The organism is Ruegeria sp. ABD4_443 (assembly GCF_056160865.1).
In genome coordinates, this window is record NZ_JBSWYA010000001.1 from 742,730 (window position 1) to 760,140 (window position 17,411).

Consider the following 17,411-nt stretch of genomic DNA (forward strand, 5'->3'; position numbering starts at 1 on the left):
CCATGCACGTCGTCTTCCGCGAAAGCCACGGGCTTGAGGAAACCGAGACCCCAACCGACCTGGGCCAAAGCCCGGCGGATCTGGTGGTGCTGTCTTTTTCCGACAGTGACCTTGGTGCTTTCGCGGTGGGCTGGCATCGTGGGGGCGGACCCGACGGGCAGATGCCCACGATGCGGTTGGCCAATCTGGCAGCGCTTAAACATCCCCTGTCCGTGGACACCTATGTGGAACAGACGCTTGAGGGGGCAAAAGGTATCCTGATCCGTCTGATCGGTGGCGTGCCCTACTGGTCCTATGGGCTGCAACAGGTTCTGGCGCTGGCGCAGGCCAGGGGGATCGCGCTGGCGGTCCTGCCCGCGGATGGGCGTGAGGATACGCGGCTGGATGAATATTCCACCCTGCCTGTCTCGACCCTGCGGCGCCTGGCGCATCTCTGCGACACCGGCGGCGAGGTTGCGGCGCAGGCGGCATTGGCGCAGATGGCGCTGGCGGCGGGGCTTTACGCCGGGCCGGTCATGGGCGCCAAGACGATCCCCGAATGCGGCGCATGGTGCCCGGATCGCGGCGTGATCCCGGTTGAAACAGCCTTTGCGGGCGACACAAAACGCATCATCGTCACCTTTTACCGCGCCTATCTGACATCGGCGGATACGGCACCGGTCGCGACCCTGATCCACAGGTTGCGGGATCGTGGGCTGGACGCGGTTGGATTGTTTGCGCCCTCGCTGAAAGCCCCGGCCGCCGCCGAATGGATGCGTGAACAGGTCGTGGCGCTGTCGCCGTCGGCAATCATCAACGCCACCTCTTTCTCGGGCAAAGGCGCGTCTGGCACCTCACCCCTGGACGCGGCGAACGTCCCGGTGTTCCAGATCGCGCTGGCCACATCCCGCCGCAAAGCCTGGGCCGAGGCGGAACGGGGCCTTTCGCCTGCCGATCTCGCCATGCATGTGGTCCTGCCCGAAGTCGACGGGCGGATCAACGCGGGCGTTGCCTCGTTCAAGGAACCGGGCAAGCGCGACCCGCATCTGGAATATTCCCGCTTTGCCCACCGCGCAGAACCCGAGCGGATAGACGCCATCATCGACCGCGTGACCGGCTGGCTGAACCTGAACGACAAACCCAAAGCGGATCAGGTGCCCGCGCTGGTGCTGTCGACCTATCCCGGCAAGGATTGGCAAATGGCGCATGCGGTGGGCCTTGATGCGCTGGCCTCGGCCGAGGCCATCCTGACGGATCTGCAGGGCGAAGGGTACGACACCGCACCCGCTGAACCCCTTGCTGAAACGCTGCCGGATGCGCGAATTTCATGGCAGCTTTGCGACTATCTGGCCGCCCTGTCGGACTTTCCCGAACAGTTGCGCGCAGATTTGAACGCTGTTTGGGGCGCGCCCGAGAACGACCCGGCCTTTGCAGCGGGCGCGTTCCAGTTCACCGCACTGCGCCGGGGCAACGCGCTGGTTGCCCTGCAACCCGAGCGCGGCACGCCCGCGCTGCGCGATGACGATTATCACGACCTGTCGCGCACCCCGCGCCACAGCTATGTCGCCTTTTATGTGTGGCTGCGCAAAGGGTTGGGCGCAGACGCCCTGATCCATATCGGCGCCCATGGCACGCTGGAATGGCTGCCGGGCAAGTCGGTCGCCCTGTCGGCGGAATGCTGGCCCGAGGCGCTGATCCGCGACCTGCCGCTGATCTATCCCTTCATCGTCAACGACCCCGGCGAGGCCGCGCAGGCCAAGCGCCGGATCGGGGCCGTCACGCTGGGCCATATCCCGCCCCCGATGAAGGAAAGCGGCACGCCGGATCGCATGGTGCGGTTGGAATCCCTGCTGGACGAATTTTCAAACGCGGACGGTCTGGACCCCAAGCGCCGCGATCGTCTGCAGGACAATATCCGCGACGAGGCACAGGCCATCGGGTTGGAGAGCGACCTTGGCCTGGATCAGGCCACCAGCACCGCCGAGGCGATCACCCGCATCGACCGCTTTGTCTGCGACATCAAGGAAAGCCAATTTGGCGACGGGTTACATATCTTTGGCCGCGTGCCCGAGGTGTCCGGCAATTTCGACCCCGCGCCCTCGGCCCATGCCGAACGCCGCGCACTGATCGACGCGCTGGCCGGGAAACGGATCGCGGCGGGCCCCTCCGGGTCGCCATATCGCGGGCGCTCGGACGTGCTGCCGACGGGGCGGAACCTATATACCACCGATCCGCGCTCGGTGCCGACACGGGCAGCCTATACCCAAGGCGTGAAACTGGCCGAGGAACTGGTGCGGCGGCATTTGCAGGAAGAAGGCGATTATCCCAAGGGGTTGATCGTCGACCTGTGGGGGTCTGCCACCATGCGCACAGCGGGCGAGGAATTTGCAATGGCCTTGCACCTGCTGGGCGTGAAACCGGTCTGGGACAAAGGCTCCGAGCGGGTCGCGGGTATCGAAGTGCTGCCGATCACCGACCTCAGCCGCCCGCGTCTGGACGTGACCCTGCGGGTCTCGGGCCTGTTCCGCGACGTGTTCCCGACGCTCTCGGCGCTGTTTGGTCAGGCTGTGCGGGCGCTGTCTGAACGCGACGAGGCCGCCGACTGGAACCCTTATGCCGGGCAGGAACCCGCGGCGCGGGTCTATGGCCCGGCCCCCGGCAGCTATGGTCTGAACATGACCCACCTGTCCGAAACCTATACGGATGAGGCGCGCGCGCAGGCCGGTAAGGCGTGGCTTGAGGCCAGCTCATTCGCGCTGGAAGGCGACCATATCGCGCAAGATAAAGACGGCATCACCCGGCGCGTCGCAAGCGCCGACAGCTTTGTCCATCTGCAGGACCTGACCGAAACCGACCTGTTGCTGGCCAATGACTACGCCACCCACGAGGCCGGTTTCGCCGCCGCCAAGAAGGTGACCGGCGGCAAAGCGCAACTGTATCACCTCGACAATACCAACCCGCAAAACCCCCGCGCCCGCACCCTGCCCGAGGAAATCAGCCGCGTGGTCCATGCCCGCGCCGCCAATCCCGGCTGGATCGCCGGGATGCAGCGGCACGGCTTCCGTGGCGCGGCAGAAATCGCGGCGACGCTGGATCATATGGCGTCCTTCGCGCATCTGTCCGGCACGGTCGCCCCGCACCTGTTCGACCTTTACCATGACGCCACATTGGGCGACGCCCAGGTCGATGCCTTCCTGCAACAGGCCAACCCGCAGGCGCATCAGGCCATGCAGGACCGGTTCCGCGCCTTGTTAAAGGCGGGGCTGTGGGACACCCGCCGCAATTCGATCCGCGCCGATCTGGAGGGGCTGGGATGAGCGCGCCATCGAAATCCCCCATCGTACAGGGCTGGTGCCCCGGCGCGCATCGCCCCATGATGTCCGGCGACGGTCTGGTCGTGCGGGTGCGTCCCCGGTTGGCACGCCTGGGCGCTGAACAGGCCATCGGCCTCAGCGATCTGGCCGAGCGGTTCGGCAATGGCACCATCGACCTGACCAACCGCGCAAATCTGCAACTGCGCGGGGTGGCCGAGGCCAATCATCAAACCCTGCTGGGGGAGTTGTCGGCGTTGAACCTGCTGGATACGGAACCCGGTATCGAAATACGCCGCAACATTCTGGTCTCACCGCTTTATCAGGCCGGTGATCTGACCGCGCGGCTGACGCGGGAGCTGATGGATCGGCTGGCAGAACTGCCCGACCTGCCCGCCAAGTTCGGGTTTGCCATCGACACCGGCCCGGCCCGCCTGCTGGCGGCGGATTCGGCGGATATTCGGCTGGAGACCGCCCCCGAGGGTCTGATCCTGCGCGCCGACGGGGCTGAAACCGGGCGCGCGGTTACCGAGGGCGAAGCCATCGACAGGCTGATTGCGCTGGCACGATGGTTTGCCGCCAACTATGCGCCCGAAACGCGGCGCATGGCGCGTTTGGTGGCGGCGGCGGGCCTGCCTCGGGACTGGCTTGGGGCTGCTCCTGGTGCCATTGGGGACGCCCCTGTGCCCGGCCCCTGTGGGTTGGGGGCTTTCTACGGCGCGGCCTTTGGGCAACTGCCGTCGCGCGACCTGAAGAACCTGATCAAGGCCAGCGGTGCCGCGGCCCTGCGCGTCACCCCGTGGCGGCTGATCCTGCTGGAAGGCGGGGCGGCGATACCCGCCCCGGCCTTTGTCACGCACGCATCCGACCCGCTGATGACCACCGACGCCTGCCCCGGCGCGCCGTTCTGTCCGCAGGCGCAGGTGGAAACCCGCGATATCGCGCGCGCCCTGGCGCCGCGCGTCCCCGGCAGCCTGCATGTCTCGGGATGTGCCAAGGGCTGCGCGCGCATGGGACCTGCTGATGTGACCCTGATCGGCGATAACGGACGATTTGATCTTGTCAAACAGGGCCGCGCGGGGGATGAGCCAAGCCTGCGCGGCCTGACCAAGGAAACACTTATGACCATGGACTTCACCTAATGCCCTATGAATATGAAACCGATGGCGCGGCGATCTACAAACAAAGCTTTGCCACCATCCGGTCCGAGGCCGATCTGGCCCGCTTTGATGCCGACGAAGAGCAGGTCGCCGTCCGCATGATCCACGCTGCCGGAATGGTTGGGCTGGAAGCGTTCGTTCATTTCTCGCCCGGCTTTGTACAGGCGGCCCGTACCGCGCTGGAAGGCGGCGCACCGATCCTGTGTGATGCGCGCATGGTCAGCGAGGGCGTGACCCGGTTTCGCCTGCCCGCAGACAATGAAGTAATCTGTACCCTGCATGACGATCGCGTGCGCCCCCTGGCCGCCGAGATGAGCAACACGAGGTCTGCCGCGGCGCTGGAATTGTGGCGCCCGCATCTGGACGGCGCGCTGGTGGCCATCGGCAACGCGCCGACTGCGCTGTTTCACCTGCTGAACATGCTGGAAGACCCCGATTGCCCGCGCCCCGCCGCCATCATCGGTTGCCCCGTGGGTTTTGTCGGCGCGGTCGAATCCAAGGATGCCCTGTGGGCGGCCCAGCCAGTGCCGTCCTGCATCGTAAAGGGCCGTCTGGGTGGCAGTGCCATAACCGTCGCCGCCGTCAACGCAATCGCGAGCCGCGCGGAATGAGCGCAGGCAAGATATACGGCCTGGGTCTAGGCCCCGGCGATCCCGACCTGATGAGCGTCCGGGCCGACCGGCTGCTGCGCAACGCGCGGCATGTGGCCTTTTTTCGCAAACCCGGCCGCAGCGGCCAGGCACGCAAGATCGTGGCCGGGATGATCCCCCAGGATGCTGTTGAATTCCCGATGGAATACCCCGTCACCACCGAAATCCCCCTGACCGATCCGCGATACAACGCGCTTTTGGCAGCCTTTTACGAAGAGTGCGCGAACCACCTGAAGGCGCTTGCCGATCAGGGCGAAGACATCGTTGTGCTGTGCGAGGGTGATCCGTTTTTCTACGGCTCTTTCATGCATCTTTACAGCCGCTTGCGGGACAAGGCTCAGGTCGAGGTCGTGCCCGCCATCACCGGCATGTCGGGGGCATGGACGGCCACCGGCGACCCGATCACCTGGGGCGATGACGTGCTGACGGTTCTGATGGGCACATTGCCCGAAGAAACGCTGGCCGAACGCATGGCGCAGACCGATGCGCTGGTCGTGATGAAAATCGGGCGCAATATCGACAAGGTCAAACGGGCATTGACTGCGGCGGGTTTGTACGACCGCGCGTGGATCGTGGAATTTGCACAGATGCCCAACCAGACGGTGACCAAGCTGTCCGAGGCCTGCACCAAGGTCACGCCGTATTTCTCGATCATCATCGTCCACGGACAGGGGCGGCGACCATGAGCGGTTGGGTCAAGATCGCGGGGCTTGGGCCAGGGGATGAGGCGCTGGTCACGCCCGAGGTGACCGAGGCCCTGGCCGAGGCGACCGATGTCGTCGGCTATATCCCCTATGTCGCCCGCGTGGCCCAACGCGACGGGCTGACCCTGCATGCCAGTGACAACCGGGTTGAAATCGACCGCTCGCAGCACGCGCTGCAGATGGCCGCGCAGGGCAAGCGCGTCGTGGTGGTATCCTCGGGCGACCCCGGTGTTTTCGCGATGGCTGCCGCCGTTTTTGAGGCGCTGGAAAACGGGCCTGCCGCGTGGCGGGATATTCAGATTGACGTGTTGCCGGGGATCACCGCGATGCTGGCGGCCTCGGCGCGGGCGGGCGCGCCGCTGGGGCATGATTTCTGTGCCATCAACCTAAGCGACAACCTGAAACCCTGGTCCCTTGTCGAAAAGCGTTTGCGTCTGGCCGCGCAGGCGGATTTCGCGATGGCGTTCTACAACCCGCGGTCTAAGTCCCGGCCGGAAGGGTTTGTAAAGACGCTGGAAATCCTGCGCGAGGAATGCGAGCCCGAGCGGGTGATCCTGTTTGCCCGCGCCGTATCGCGCGCGGATGAAACGATCCGCATTTCCACGCTGGCCGAAGCGACGCCCGAGATGGCGGATATGCAAACCGTGGTCATTCTTGGGTCATCCCGTACCCGTGTCATCGCACGGGACGGCGCGCCCATCGTCTATACTCCGCGCTTCACGCCGGATAAGGATCAGGCATGATCCAACCAGTCCAGAACCTGTGCGACATTCGAAAATTCGGTCCGCTGCGGCAGGGTCGGACGGTCGATCATCAGCACCGGGATGCCCAGCGTCCGCGCCGCGTCCAGCTTGGCGCGCGCGCCGGTGCCCCCCGCATTCTTGGACACGACCAGTTGCGAGCCATGGCGTTGCATCAGCGCGCGGTCTTCGGCTTCGGCAAAGGGGCCACGGGCCACGACCACATCCGCATTTTGCAGGGGCAAGCCGTCCGGCTGATCCACCAGGCGCAGCAGGTAGTGATGCTGCGGCTGCGCTGCGAAGTCCTCAAGATGCATGCGGCCGACGGCCAGAAACACCCGCTGCGGCGCACCGGACAGCGCCTGAACCGCGGCTGCGACATCCGGCACGTGGTGCCAGTGGTCGCCGGGCTGCGGGCGCCAGGCCGGGCGGGTCAGCGCGACCAACGGGGTCTGGGTCCTGCTACAGGCCTCAATCGCATTACGGCTCATCTGCGCGGCAAAGGGGTGGGTTGCGTCGATCACATGGCTGATCCCGTTGTCGCGGATGTAGGCAACCAGCCCCTGCACGCCGCCAAATCCACCAACTCGCACCGGCAGGGGCTGCGGACGCGGGGTCTCTACCCGGCCCGCATAGGAATAAACCGCCGTAATCCCTTGCGCGGAAACGGCTTTGGCCAGCGCATTGGCCTCGGTCGTGCCGCCGAGGATCAGGAGGTTGGTCATGCGTGAAACTCCGTGGCTGACCGTACTGGGCTTGGGCGAAGATGGACTGGATGGCCTGCCGCCCGCAAGCCGTCAAGCGCTGGAACGCGCCGAAATCGTCATGGGCCCCGCGCGGCATCTGTCGCTGCTGCCGGGCAGCGGCGCACGGCAGGTCGAATGGCCCGTGCCCTTTGCCGATGGCCTGCCGATCCTGGCCGGGTTTCGCGGGCAACCAACTGTTGTCCTGGCTTCGGGCGATCCGTTCTGGTTCGGCGCGGGCTCGGTTATCGCGCGAGAGTTCGGCGCGGGGGAATGGACGGCCCTGCCCGGGCAATCGACCTTTTCGCTGGCGGCGGCGCGGCTGGGCTGGCCGTTGGAGGCCACGCGCACATTCGGGCTGCATGCCGCCCCCCTGTCGCGCCTGCGGCCCCACCTGGCACCGGGGTTGCGCGCCATCGTGTTGCTGCGCGACGGCGCGGCGGTCACCGAATTGGCGCGCTATCTGGATGCGACCGGTTTTGGCGACACGCAGTTGAACGTGATGGAGGCTCTGGGCGGGCCGCGCGAACGCATAGGCAGAATGTCACTTACCGAGGCCCTTCTGGGATCGTTCGAACACCCTGTTTGCGTCGGGCTGGACGTCGCCGGCGCGGGGCAGGCTCTTCCGATGTCCACGGGCAAGCCGGACGAGATTTTCGAAACCGACGGCCAGATCACCAAGCGCCCCGTGCGCGCATTGACCCTGTCTGCGCTGGCTCCGCAACGGGGCGAGCACCTGTGGGATATCGGCGGCGGCACCGGCTCGGTCAGCATCGAATGGCTGATGTGCGACCCCAGCCTGACCGCGACCACAATCGAACCCCGCGCAGACCGCGCACAGCGCATTCGCCGCAACGCGGACGCCATGGGACAGGACCGGCTTGCGGTGATCCTCGGCACGGCGCCCGAGGCGCTGACCGACCTGCCGCTGCCCGATGTCGTGTTCATCGGCGGCGGGCTGAGTTCCGCGCTTTTGGACTGGCTGCGCAACACCCTGCCCACGGGCACCCGACTGGTTGCCAACGCGGTGACGCTGGAGAGCGAAGCCGTGCTGGCACAGTGGCACGCAACCCTTGGCGGAGAGCTTTTGAGGATTGAGCTGGCCCAGGCCAACGCGCTTGGGTCCCGGCGCGGATGGAAATCAGCCTATCCGGTGGTGCAATGGAGCGTTACCCTATGAGGGTCGCGGGAATTGGGTTTTCGTCCGCCGCCACCCTGGACAGCCTGCGCGCCGTTTTCGAACGGGCCCGCGCCGGGCAGGTCATCCACGCGCTGGCCACGGTTGCCGACAAACAAGGCCATGCCGCGCTGGCCGCGTTTGCCGCCGAAACCGCCCTGCCACTGCACTTTGTCGCCCCCGCCGACCTGGCAGGTCAGCCGACGCTTTCATGCTCGAACCGCAGCCGGGCCGCCTATGGCACCGGCAGCGTGGCCGAGGCATCCGCCCTTGCCGTTGCGCGCGACCTTGCCGGTCCGGGCGCGCGGCTTGTTTCCCCAAGACATATCTCGGACGACCGGCTTGCCACCTGCGCCGTCGCCATCGGAGGACAGACATGACCGTTCATTTCATCGGCGCCGGACCCGGTGCTGCCGACCTGCTGACCCTGCGGGGGCGCGACATCATCGCGTCATGCCCCGTGTGTCTTTATGCCGGATCGCTGGTGCCCGAAGAAATTCTGGGGCACTGCCCAAAGGGCGCAAAGATCGTGAATACAGCCCCCCTGGACCTGGATCAGATCATGGCCGAGATCCAAGCCGCGCATGATGCCGGTCAGGACGTGGCGCGCCTGCATTCCGGCGACCTGTCGGTCTGGTCGGCCATGGGCGAACAGCTTCGGCGGCTAAAGGCAATGGGCATCCCCGTCAGCGTGACCCCCGGCGTCCCTTCTTTTGCCGCCGCCGCGGCGGCTTTGGGCGCGGAACTGACGTTGCCGGGGCTGGCGCAATCGGTTGTGCTGACCCGGACGCCGGGCCGCGCATCGTCGATGCCCGAGGGCGAGACCCTGGAGAACTTTGCCAGGACTGGCGCGACGCTGGCCATTCACCTGTCGATCGGTAATCTGGACAAGGTCATTGCCGATCTGACCCCGGCCTATGGCGCAAAATGCCCCGTGGCCGTGGTCTATCGCGCCAGCTGGCCGGATGAGCGGATCATTCGCGCAACCTTGGCCACGCTGAAAGAGGCGCTGGATGACAGCATCTCGCGCACGGCTCTGATCATGGTTGGTCCCGCGCTGGCAGGCGAAGGGTTTGACGAAAGTTGCCTGTACTCAAAAACCTATGACCGCCGGTATCGCCCGCAAAACGCAGACAGCCCCTGGTCAAGCTGGACCCACGGGGATGACTGAGATGATGGCGAACCCTCCGGGCCTGCTGATTTCGGCCCCGTCCTCGGGGACTGGCAAGACAACCGTCATGCTTGGCCTGTTGCGCGCGCTGGCCGAAGACGGGTTGACCGTGCAACCGTTCAAAAGCGGCCCCGATTACATCGATCCGGCCTTTCACCGGGCCGCTGCTGGCCGGGCCTCGTTCAACCTGGACAGCTGGGCGATGGGCGAACCGCTGCTGGGGGCCATTTCCGCACAGGCCCAAGGGGCCGACATCGTGGTGGCCGAAGGGTCGATGGGCCTGTTCGACGGCGTCGCCAAGCCCGGCGAACTGGGCCACGGGTCCAGCGCCGAAACCGCGCAACGCATGGGATGGCCCGTCGTGCTGGTGCTGGATGTGGGCGGACAGGCGCAATCGGCTGCTGCCACGGCGCTGGGGTTTCGCATGTACAACCCCGACCTGCCCTTTGCCGGCGTCATCCTGAACCGCTGCGCGAGCCCGCGTCACGAACGCCTGACCCGTCTGGGGATGGAGCGCGCCGGCCTGCCGGTTCTGGGTGTGTTGCCACGCCGCGGCGATCTGACCCTGCCCGAACGGCACCTGGGCCTGATCCAGGCGGTCGAGCATCCCGACCTGGAAAGCGCCATCTCTGGATATGCGGCCTTTCTGCGGGACCATGTGGATCTTGCGGCGCTTCGACGGGCAGCATCCGCAAACCACGACAGAACGCCGTCAGCCGCCCTGCCGCGCCCGCCCGCCCAGCGGATCGCGCTGGCGCAGGATGCGGCGTTTTCATTTACCTATCCCCATCTTCTGGAAGGATGGCGCAGCGCAGGTGCCGAGATCCTGCCGTTTTCGCCGCTGGCGAACGAAGCGCCCGCACCAGATGCCGATCTAGTCTGGTTGCCCGGCGGTTACCCGGAACTGCACGCGGGCGTGCTGGCCTCGGCCGACGTGTTTCTGGCCGGGTTGCGCAAACACGCTGAAACCAGGCCTGTGCATGGCGAATGCGGCGGGTACATGGCGCTGGGTCAGGCACTGGTCGACAAGGACGGGGTTCAGCATCAGATGGCCGGTCTGTTGGGGCTGGTGACATCCTATGAAAAGCGCAAGTTCAATCTGGGCTATCGTCGCGCGGAATTGCTGGCGCCGATACCCGGACACGGCATCGGGTCTGCTTTGCGCGGGCACGAGTTCCACTATTCCTCGATCCTTGAACAGCCCGATCCGCCGTTGGCGCGCGTCTTTGATGCCGAAGGGGCCGAGGGACCTCAGACCGGATCGCTGCGCGGCAATGTGACCGGCACGTTCTTTCACCTGATCGCAGAGGCATCGGCATGAGCGGTTTCGTTTCCTTTGTCGGCTCGGGCCCCGGCGACCCCGAGCTGCTGACCCTGAAAGCGGTGGACCGGATGCAAAAGGCGGATGCTATCCTGTTTGACGACCTGAGCAGCGGCCCGATCCTGACCCACGCACACAAGGACGCCGACCTTGTGGGCGTGGGCAAACGCGCGGGCCAACCCTCGCCCAAGCAGGACCATGTCAGCCGTCTGCTGGTCGATTACGCCCGGACAGGCGCCCGTGTCGTGCGGCTGAAATCGGGTGATGGCGGTCTGTTCGGGCGGCTGGAAGAGGAACTGGTGGCCCTGCGCGCCGCCGGGATCGCATACGAAATCATTCCGGGCATCCCCTCGGCGATTGCAGCGGCTGCCGCCGCGGGCATCCCGCTGACCCGCCGCCTGACCGCGCGCCGGGTGCAATTCGTCACCGGCCATGACGTCCGCGGCAAGCTGCCCGAAGACCTGAACCTGCCCGCGCTGGCCGACCCCGACGCGACAACCGTTGTTTTCATGGGCAAGCGCACCTTTCCCCTGCTGGTGAAAACCCTGCATGACCACGGTCTGCCGCTGGACACGCCCGCCGTGATGGCCGAGGCGGTCTCGACCCCCGATCAAACCCTGCGTCGGTCGACGATCGGGGCATTGGCAGCGCATTTGGAATCCGAGATCAGCACGGCCCCTGCCCTGATACTCTATGGCCCGCTGGCAGAGTTCGAAGATGATTGAACTGACCCTTATCGGCATCGGCACCGGGAACCCGGATCATGTCACCTTTCAGGGTGCGCAGGCGATACGCAACGCGGACCTGATCCTGATCCCCCGCAAGGGTGAAAACAAGTCGGACCTGTCCGGTCTGCGCGAAGACATCATCGCCAGGGTCACCGACACCCCGCCCCGCATCGCCTATTTCGATATCCCCGAACGCCGCAGCGATGATGGATACCTGCGCGGTGTAGATGCGTGGCACGATGCTATCGCTCTGCGCTGGCAAGAGGCGATCGCGGCACACCCTGATGTACGCCAGGTGGCCCTGCTGATCTGGGGCGATCCGTCCCTGTACGACAGCTCGCTGCGTATCGCCGCGCGCCTGACCCCGCAACCGCCGACCCGTGTGATACCGGGCATCACCGCCCTGCAGGCGCTGACCGCGGCGCATGCCATCCCGATCAACGCAATCGGTGCGCCCTATACCGTCACCACCGGGCGGCGCATTCGCGACGAAGGGTGGCCCCGGACCGCCGGGACCGTCGCCGTCATGCTGGACGCCGAATGCTCGTTCCAGCACCTCGAAATGGCGGATTTCGACATCTGGTGGGGGGCCTATGTGGGGATGAAAGAAGAGATCCTGATACAAGGCAGGCTAGCCGATGTCGCCGCGCAGATCCTGAAAACCCGCGCCGAGGCCCGGGCAAGCCATGGATGGATCATGGATATTTACATTCTGGCAAAACGCGCGGGCTGACAAAGCCGCCCTGTCGCGCACGCGATTGTGAATGCGCCACGCCGGGGAACTCTGGCATGAGGGGACAGGCCGAACAACCGGAGAGATGGCAATGAGATACCTGTGGCTGCTGCTATGCGCCGTCGCTTTGCCGACCTGGGCCGATACGCGCACCGCGATTATAGAAGCCCGACCGGGTTGGGCGGTACACCCGACCGACAAACCCTTTGACACGCTGGTTGCCGACACGGTGGGGGCGGTCAAGGCAAGCACCCTAGCGGTGGTTACACAGGCCGGGCCAACCGGGGCTGCGGCGGCCCGTGGCATCACCATTCCCGGAAACCGCGTCATCGGCGTTTTCAACAATGATTTCGCCGTTCGGGTGCTGGAACAGTCGACCGCCGCCATGATCGAAGCCCCGATACGGTTCTACATCACCGAAAACGACGATGGCACGGCGACACTGTCCTACAAGACACCCAGCTTTGTCTTCGCCCCCTATATGGGCGGCAATGACGAAATGTCCGCCATCGCGGCGGAACTTGACACCGCCTTTCACGCAGTCGCGCTGGGCGCAGTCAAATAGTCACACTGACGTGAAGCGTCTTGCGTCGGGCGGCGTCCTCCGCAATCTGCTGCACAGTTGGACTTTCGGAGCTTGACGGATGCAAGACCTATCCCCCCGCGCGGCTGACCTGTTGGCGCAACGGCTGTACGAAGCCGGATGCCGCCACGCCTTCGGCATGCCCGGCGGCGAAGTATTGACCCTGGTCGACGCGCTAGAACAGGCTGGGATCACCTTTCACCTCTGCAAGCACGAAAACGCGGCCGGGTTCATGGCCGAGGCAGTCCACCATCGCGACGGCGCACCCGCAATCCTTGTGGCCACGCTAGGCCCCGGCGCGATGAACGGTTTGAACGTGGTCGCCAACGCGCTGCAGGACCGCGTTCCGATGATCGTACTGACCGGGTGTGTCGATGCAGACGAGGCGCTGACCTATACCCATCAGGTAATGGACCACAGCCAGGTCTACCGCGCCATTACCAAGGCGACGTTTCTGCTGACCGCCAAGGGCGCAGACACAATAGCCGACAAGGCGGTGAACCTCGCCCTGCAACCGCGACCGGGTCCGGTGCACATAGACGTGCCGATATCCGTGGCCGACACGCGCGTCGATGGGGTCAAGCGCCGCCGTCTGGCCAAACCGGCGGTCGTGGCACCCGAGGGCGATTGCCTGGACAAGGCCCGCCGCTGGGTGGCCAACGCAGAACGCCCGGTCGCCATCATCGGGCTGGACGTTTTGTATGACGAATCGCGCTGCGTGGTGCGGGCATTTCTGGAACATTTCGGAATTCCCTTTGTCACGACCTACAAGGCCAAGGGCGTCGTGCCGGAAGATCACCCGCTATGCCTGGGCGGTGCCGGGTTGTCGCCTTTGGCGGACAAACACCTTGTTCCACTGGTGCAGCAGGCGGACCTGATCCTGTGCCTGGGCTATGACCCGATCGAGATGCGCCCCGGATGGCGCGAAATCTGGGACCCCGAGCAGCAGCGCGTCATCGACATTTCCGCCGTGGTCAACGACCACTATATGCATCAGGCCGGGCTGAATCTTGTCGCTGATACCGGCGCAACGCTTGAGGCGATTGCCAAGGGAAATCCGGCGCGCACCACCTGGCCGCAAGGCGAACCCGACCAGGTCAAAGCGGCCCTGTCGCAAGCCTTTCCCGGTGATGACGACTGGGGCCCTGCGGCGGTGATCGCTGAAACCCGCGCCGTCCTGCCAACTGAAACGCTGGCAACCGCCGACAGCGGCGCGCACCGCATTCTTTTAAGCCAGATGTGGACCTGTTCCGAGGCGCGCGGCCTGATCCAGTCCTCGGCCCTGTGCACGATGGGCTGCGCCGTCCCGATGGCAATCGGCCTGAAGCTGGCCGCGCCTGAGCGCCCTGTCATCAGTTTTTCCGGTGATGCGGGGTTCCTGATGGTTGCGGGCGAGCTTTCCACGGCAGCCGAACTGGGGGGAAACCCGATTTTCCTGGTCTTCGTGGACGCCAGCCTGGCGCTGATCGAATTGAAACAGCGCCAACGGCAGATGGGCAACCGGGGCGTTGATTTCGACCGCCACGACTTTGCCGCCATGGGGCGGGCGTTTGGCGGCCATGGGCACACCGTGCGCAACCGTGACGAATTGCGCGCGGCGCTGACGGCTGCCCTGTCTGCCGACAGGTTCACGGTGATCGCCGCCGAGATTGACCGCGGAGGCTATGATGGCCGGCTCTGAAGGCCCGCTGAAGGGCGTCAAGGTTCTGGACCTCAGCCGTATTCTGGCCGGGCCGACCTGCACGCAGTTGCTGGGCGATCTGGGGGCCAGTGTCATCAAGATCGAAAACCCGGCGACCGGGGGCGACGACACGCGCCAATGGGGCCCGCCCTATGTCATGAACGAGGATGGAACCGCATCGGATCTCAGCGCCTATTTCATGGCGGCGAACCGAAACAAGAAATCCGTGGCCCTGGACATCACGACCGAACAGGGACAGGCCGAAATCCGTCGACTGGCGGCGCATGCAGATATCCTGATCGAGAATTTCAAGCCGGGCGGTCTGGAAAAATACGGGCTGGACCATGCCTCCCTGGCGCAGGAGTTTCCGGCGCTCGTCTATTGTTCGATTTCCGGCTACGGGCAAACGGGTCCGAATGCGGCCAAGCCCGGATATGATCTTATGGCGCAGGGCTATGGCGGCATCATGTCCCTGACCGGGGACCCCGAAGGCGCCCCCATGAAAGTGGGCGTCGGGATCGCCGACGTGATGTGCGGCATGTATGCGGCCGTGGGCATCCTGGCCGCGCTGAGGCATCGCGACCTGACCGGAGAAGGCCAGCAGATCGACCTGGCGCTGGTCGACGCGCAAGTCGCGTGGCTTATCAATGAGGGGGTGAATTACCTGACCTCTGGCGCGGCTCCGCAACGGCGCGGAAACGGCCACCCCAACATCGTGCCCTATGATGTCTACGAGACTTCGGACGGGCATGTGATCCTGGCGGTTGGCAATGACAGCCAGTTTCAGCGGTTTTGCAGCTTTCTGGGGCAGTCCGAACTGGCCCACGATCCGCGGTTTGCGACCAACCCAGCCAGGTTGGAGCACCGGCAAGCCCTGAATGCGGTCCTGCGCCCAGCGCTGCGGGCCCTGACCACGCGTGCCGTGATCGACGGGCTTGAGGCGCTGAAGGTTCCGGTCGGGCCGGTGCAGACCCTCGATCAGGTGTTTGCATCAGACCAGGTGTCCGCCCGCGACATGCAGATCGCCATGCAGGCGCAGCCCGGCGCGGTCGACCTGATCGGAAATCCGCTGAAACTGTCGCGCACGCCGGTGACCTATCGGACCGCGCCGCCCGTGTTCGGCGCTGACACACAATCCGTTCTGGACGCCGAAAACCCCTTTGAAGATTGAAACACATTGCCTGTTTAGGCGGCAAGTTGCTGAAACATGCCGTTGAATCGGCGGTTTTTTTCGTTTTTTGCGCACACGGGATTTCACCAATTCGAGAGCAGGCCCGATACTGTTACGAGCCCTCTGCACAACCTGCTAAGCCCAATACTGAGAATAGTTGCAACCAGATTGGACCAACCCATGAAGCAAGACATTTTTGGACAGATGAACACTTTGACCCAGTCGGCAAGCGTCGAAGCCTGGAACGGTGTTATGCTGGGGTTCCTGGCGCATTCGGCGGTGACGCCGCAACATCTGGGTACGGTGCTGGAGCTTGAGCCGGACTTCGCCCTTGGGCACGCGGTCAAGGGGTTGTTCATGGTGCTGCTCGGGCGCCGCGAAATGCTGCCTGTCGCCACCGACGCCCTTGCAACGGCACGGGCGGCAATGATCCGTCAGCCAGTGTCGCCGCGCGAGGCGCTTTATGTGGATGCGCTGGGTCTGTGGTTGTCCGGCCATCCCGTTCAGGCCGCGCAAAAATTCGAAGATGTGCTGCGTGCACATCCCCAGGACACATTGGCCATGAAGCTGAGCCACGCGACCCGCTTTGTGCTGGGTGACGCCGAAGGCATGCGGCGGTCGATCGAACGGGTGTTGCCGGCCTATGCGCCCGATCACCCGGGGCGCGGGTACCTGCTGGGCTGCCATTCCTTTGCGCTTGAGGAAACAGGCGCCTATGAAAAGGCCGAGATCGCAGGTCGGCAGGCTTTGTGGATGGTGTCGGACGACGCATGGGGCTTGCATGCGGTTGCACATGTTCACGAAATGACGGGCAACGCGCAACTGGGGCTGGATTGGCTGGCCGGGCGCGAAGCGGCCTGGTCGCATTGCAACAATTTCCGCTATCACGTCTGGTGGCACAAGGCGCTGATGCATCTGGACCTTGGGCAGATCGACCAGGTGATGGACCTGTACGACCAACAGATCCGCAAGGACAAGACCGATGACTATCGCGATATCTCGAACGCGACGTCGTTGCTTTCGCGCCTGCAACTTGAAGGCATCGACATCGGCGACCGCTGGGAAGAACTGGCCGATCTCAGCGCCGAGCGGACCGAGGACGGGTGCCTGATCTTTGCCGATCTGCACTATCTGCTGGCCCTGACCGGCGACAACAGGGCTGACGCGACCGCCAAGATACTTGGCCGGATACACCGCGACGCCGCGCAGTCCGACAATGACACCACGCGCCGCATGGCCGATCCGGGCCTTGCCGCGGCCATGGGCCTCGAAGCCTTCGGTGACGGGCAGTTCGCGGCGGCTTTTGACCACCTTTCAGCCGCGCGTGACACCATGCAACTGGCAGGCGGAAGCCACGCCCAGCGCGATGTATTCGAGCGGATCACGATCGATTCCGGCCTTCGGGCGGGTCGGTTGGATGCGGTCGAGCGTATCCTGGATGACAGGCGCAGCAAACGGGCCGGGCAGGAAGACAACTATGCCCTGGCGCGCCGCGCTCTGATCAGCTCTGCCCGCTCTGGCGGGGACGCGCAAAGCGTTCCGGCGGAATAGCAATACTC

The 17,411-nt window shown here is 65.0% G+C and carries 16 protein-coding genes; 15 read left to right on the forward strand and 1 reads right to left on the reverse strand.

Annotated elements, in window-relative coordinates:
* The first annotated feature begins 2 nt into the window (after positions 1–2).
* From cobN to cobJ, 5 genes are read left to right on the forward strand one after another with little or no spacing between them, the layout of a single operon-like run.
* Positions 3–3,296 (forward strand): cobaltochelatase subunit CobN, encoded by a 3,294-nt coding sequence (cobN, locus tag ACXAG8_RS03740; protein ID WP_475222239.1) that lies wholly within the window; start codon positions 3–5, stop codon positions 3,294–3,296.
* A complete protein-coding gene (locus ACXAG8_RS03745) occupies positions 3,293–4,432 on the forward strand; it encodes a cobalamin biosynthesis protein CobG (protein ID WP_475222241.1) in 1,140 nt (379 codons plus the stop codon). Before cobN ends, ACXAG8_RS03745 begins: the two co-directional genes overlap by 4 nt.
* On the forward strand, positions 4,432–5,061 hold the full coding sequence (locus ACXAG8_RS03750) for a precorrin-8X methylmutase (protein ID WP_475222242.1): 630 nt from the start codon (positions 4,432–4,434) through the stop codon (positions 5,059–5,061). The genes ACXAG8_RS03745 and ACXAG8_RS03750 overlap by 1 nt, the downstream gene beginning before the upstream one ends.
* Positions 5,058–5,786 (forward strand): precorrin-2 C(20)-methyltransferase, encoded by a 729-nt coding sequence (locus ACXAG8_RS03755; protein WP_475222243.1) that lies wholly within the window; start codon positions 5,058–5,060, stop codon positions 5,784–5,786. Before ACXAG8_RS03750 ends, ACXAG8_RS03755 begins: the two co-directional genes overlap by 4 nt.
* Positions 5,783–6,547, forward strand: a complete 765-nt coding sequence (cobJ, locus tag ACXAG8_RS03760) for a precorrin-3B C(17)-methyltransferase (RefSeq protein ID WP_475222245.1) — start codon at positions 5,783–5,785, stop codon at positions 6,545–6,547. Before ACXAG8_RS03755 ends, cobJ begins: the two co-directional genes overlap by 4 nt.
* On the opposite strand, the gene ACXAG8_RS03765 is transcribed toward cobJ, so the two are convergent.
* Complete coding sequence (locus ACXAG8_RS03765; protein WP_475222247.1) at positions 6,538–7,269, reverse strand: cobalt-precorrin-6A reductase; 732 nt, start codon at positions 7,267–7,269, stop codon at positions 6,538–6,540. The genes cobJ and ACXAG8_RS03765 overlap by 10 nt on opposite strands.
* Between ACXAG8_RS03765 and cbiE the strand changes: the two genes are divergently transcribed.
* From cbiE to ACXAG8_RS03815, 10 genes are all read left to right on the forward strand, one after another.
* Positions 7,268–8,467: a precorrin-6y C5,15-methyltransferase (decarboxylating) subunit CbiE gene (gene cbiE / locus ACXAG8_RS03770; protein WP_475222248.1), complete on the forward strand. Its 1,200-nt coding sequence runs from the start codon at positions 7,268–7,270 to the stop codon at positions 8,465–8,467. The genes ACXAG8_RS03765 and cbiE overlap by 2 nt on opposite strands.
* The gene (locus tag ACXAG8_RS03775) at positions 8,449–8,844 is read left to right on the forward strand and encodes a cobalamin biosynthesis protein (protein WP_475222249.1); all 396 of its coding nucleotides are present in this window, start codon (positions 8,449–8,451) and stop codon (positions 8,842–8,844) included. The genes cbiE and ACXAG8_RS03775 overlap by 19 nt, the downstream gene beginning before the upstream one ends.
* A complete protein-coding gene (cobM, locus tag ACXAG8_RS03780; RefSeq protein ID WP_475222250.1) occupies positions 8,841–9,635 on the forward strand; it encodes a precorrin-4 C(11)-methyltransferase in 795 nt (264 codons plus the stop codon). Before ACXAG8_RS03775 ends, cobM begins: the two co-directional genes overlap by 4 nt.
* A complete protein-coding gene (locus ACXAG8_RS03785; RefSeq protein ID WP_475222251.1) occupies positions 9,628–10,956 on the forward strand; it encodes a cobyrinate a,c-diamide synthase in 1,329 nt (442 codons plus the stop codon). Before cobM ends, ACXAG8_RS03785 begins: the two co-directional genes overlap by 8 nt.
* Positions 10,953–11,681 (forward strand): uroporphyrinogen-III C-methyltransferase, encoded by a 729-nt coding sequence (gene cobA, locus ACXAG8_RS03790; protein ID WP_475222253.1) that lies wholly within the window; start codon positions 10,953–10,955, stop codon positions 11,679–11,681. Before ACXAG8_RS03785 ends, cobA begins: the two co-directional genes overlap by 4 nt.
* Complete coding sequence (gene cobF, locus ACXAG8_RS03795) at positions 11,674–12,417, forward strand: precorrin-6A synthase (deacetylating) (protein WP_475222255.1); 744 nt, start codon at positions 11,674–11,676, stop codon at positions 12,415–12,417. The genes cobA and cobF overlap by 8 nt, the downstream gene beginning before the upstream one ends.
* Positions 12,418–12,508: 91 nt before the next feature.
* Positions 12,509–12,982, forward strand: a complete 474-nt coding sequence (locus ACXAG8_RS03800; RefSeq protein ID WP_475222256.1) for a DUF302 domain-containing protein — start codon at positions 12,509–12,511, stop codon at positions 12,980–12,982.
* Positions 12,983–13,061: 79 nt separating this feature from the next.
* Positions 13,062–14,681 carry a thiamine pyrophosphate-binding protein gene (locus ACXAG8_RS03805; RefSeq protein ID WP_475222258.1) on the forward strand — a complete coding sequence of 540 codons (1,620 nt, stop codon included), beginning with the start codon at positions 13,062–13,064 and terminating at the stop codon, positions 14,679–14,681.
* Positions 14,668–15,852: a CaiB/BaiF CoA transferase family protein gene (locus ACXAG8_RS03810; protein WP_475222259.1), complete on the forward strand. Its 1,185-nt coding sequence runs from the start codon at positions 14,668–14,670 to the stop codon at positions 15,850–15,852. The genes ACXAG8_RS03805 and ACXAG8_RS03810 overlap by 14 nt, the downstream gene beginning before the upstream one ends.
* A gap of 180 nt (positions 15,853–16,032) precedes the next feature.
* On the forward strand, positions 16,033–17,403 hold the full coding sequence (locus tag ACXAG8_RS03815) for a tetratricopeptide repeat protein (protein WP_475222260.1): 1,371 nt from the start codon (positions 16,033–16,035) through the stop codon (positions 17,401–17,403).
* Positions 17,404–17,411 lie beyond the last annotated feature (8 nt).

Bases quoted from the DNA above. Each gene is read 5' to 3' on its own strand.
- ACXAG8_RS03755 (WP_475222243.1), top strand. From the start codon at position 5,058: ATGAGCGCAGGCAAGATATACGGCCTGGGTCTAGGCCCCGGCGATCCC.
- ACXAG8_RS03785 (WP_475222251.1), top strand. From the start codon at position 9,628: ATGACTGAGATGATGGCGAACCCTCCGGGCCTGCTGATTTCGGCCCCG.
- cobF (WP_475222255.1), top strand. From the start codon at position 11,674: ATGATTGAACTGACCCTTATCGGCATCGGCACCGGGAACCCGGATCAT.
- ACXAG8_RS03745 (WP_475222241.1), top strand. From the start codon at position 3,293: ATGAGCGCGCCATCGAAATCCCCCATCGTACAGGGCTGGTGCCCCGGC.
- ACXAG8_RS03800 (WP_475222256.1), top strand. From the start codon at position 12,509: ATGAGATACCTGTGGCTGCTGCTATGCGCCGTCGCTTTGCCGACCTGG.
- ACXAG8_RS03810 (WP_475222259.1), top strand. From the start codon at position 14,668: ATGGCCGGCTCTGAAGGCCCGCTGAAGGGCGTCAAGGTTCTGGACCTC.
- cbiE (WP_475222248.1), top strand. From the start codon at position 7,268: ATGCGTGAAACTCCGTGGCTGACCGTACTGGGCTTGGGCGAAGATGGA.
- cobM (WP_475222250.1), top strand. From the start codon at position 8,841: ATGACCGTTCATTTCATCGGCGCCGGACCCGGTGCTGCCGACCTGCTG.
- ACXAG8_RS03750 (WP_475222242.1), top strand. From the start codon at position 4,432: ATGCCCTATGAATATGAAACCGATGGCGCGGCGATCTACAAACAAAGC.
- ACXAG8_RS03765 (WP_475222247.1), bottom strand. From the start codon at position 7,269: ATGACCAACCTCCTGATCCTCGGCGGCACGACCGAGGCCAATGCGCTG.
- cobJ (WP_475222245.1), top strand. From the start codon at position 5,783: ATGAGCGGTTGGGTCAAGATCGCGGGGCTTGGGCCAGGGGATGAGGCG.
- ACXAG8_RS03815 (WP_475222260.1), top strand. From the start codon at position 16,033: ATGAAGCAAGACATTTTTGGACAGATGAACACTTTGACCCAGTCGGCA.
- ACXAG8_RS03775 (WP_475222249.1), top strand. From the start codon at position 8,449: ATGGAGCGTTACCCTATGAGGGTCGCGGGAATTGGGTTTTCGTCCGCC.
- ACXAG8_RS03805 (WP_475222258.1), top strand. From the start codon at position 13,062: ATGCAAGACCTATCCCCCCGCGCGGCTGACCTGTTGGCGCAACGGCTG.
- cobA (WP_475222253.1), top strand. From the start codon at position 10,953: ATGAGCGGTTTCGTTTCCTTTGTCGGCTCGGGCCCCGGCGACCCCGAG.
- cobN (WP_475222239.1), top strand. From the start codon at position 3: ATGCACGTCGTCTTCCGCGAAAGCCACGGGCTTGAGGAAACCGAGACC.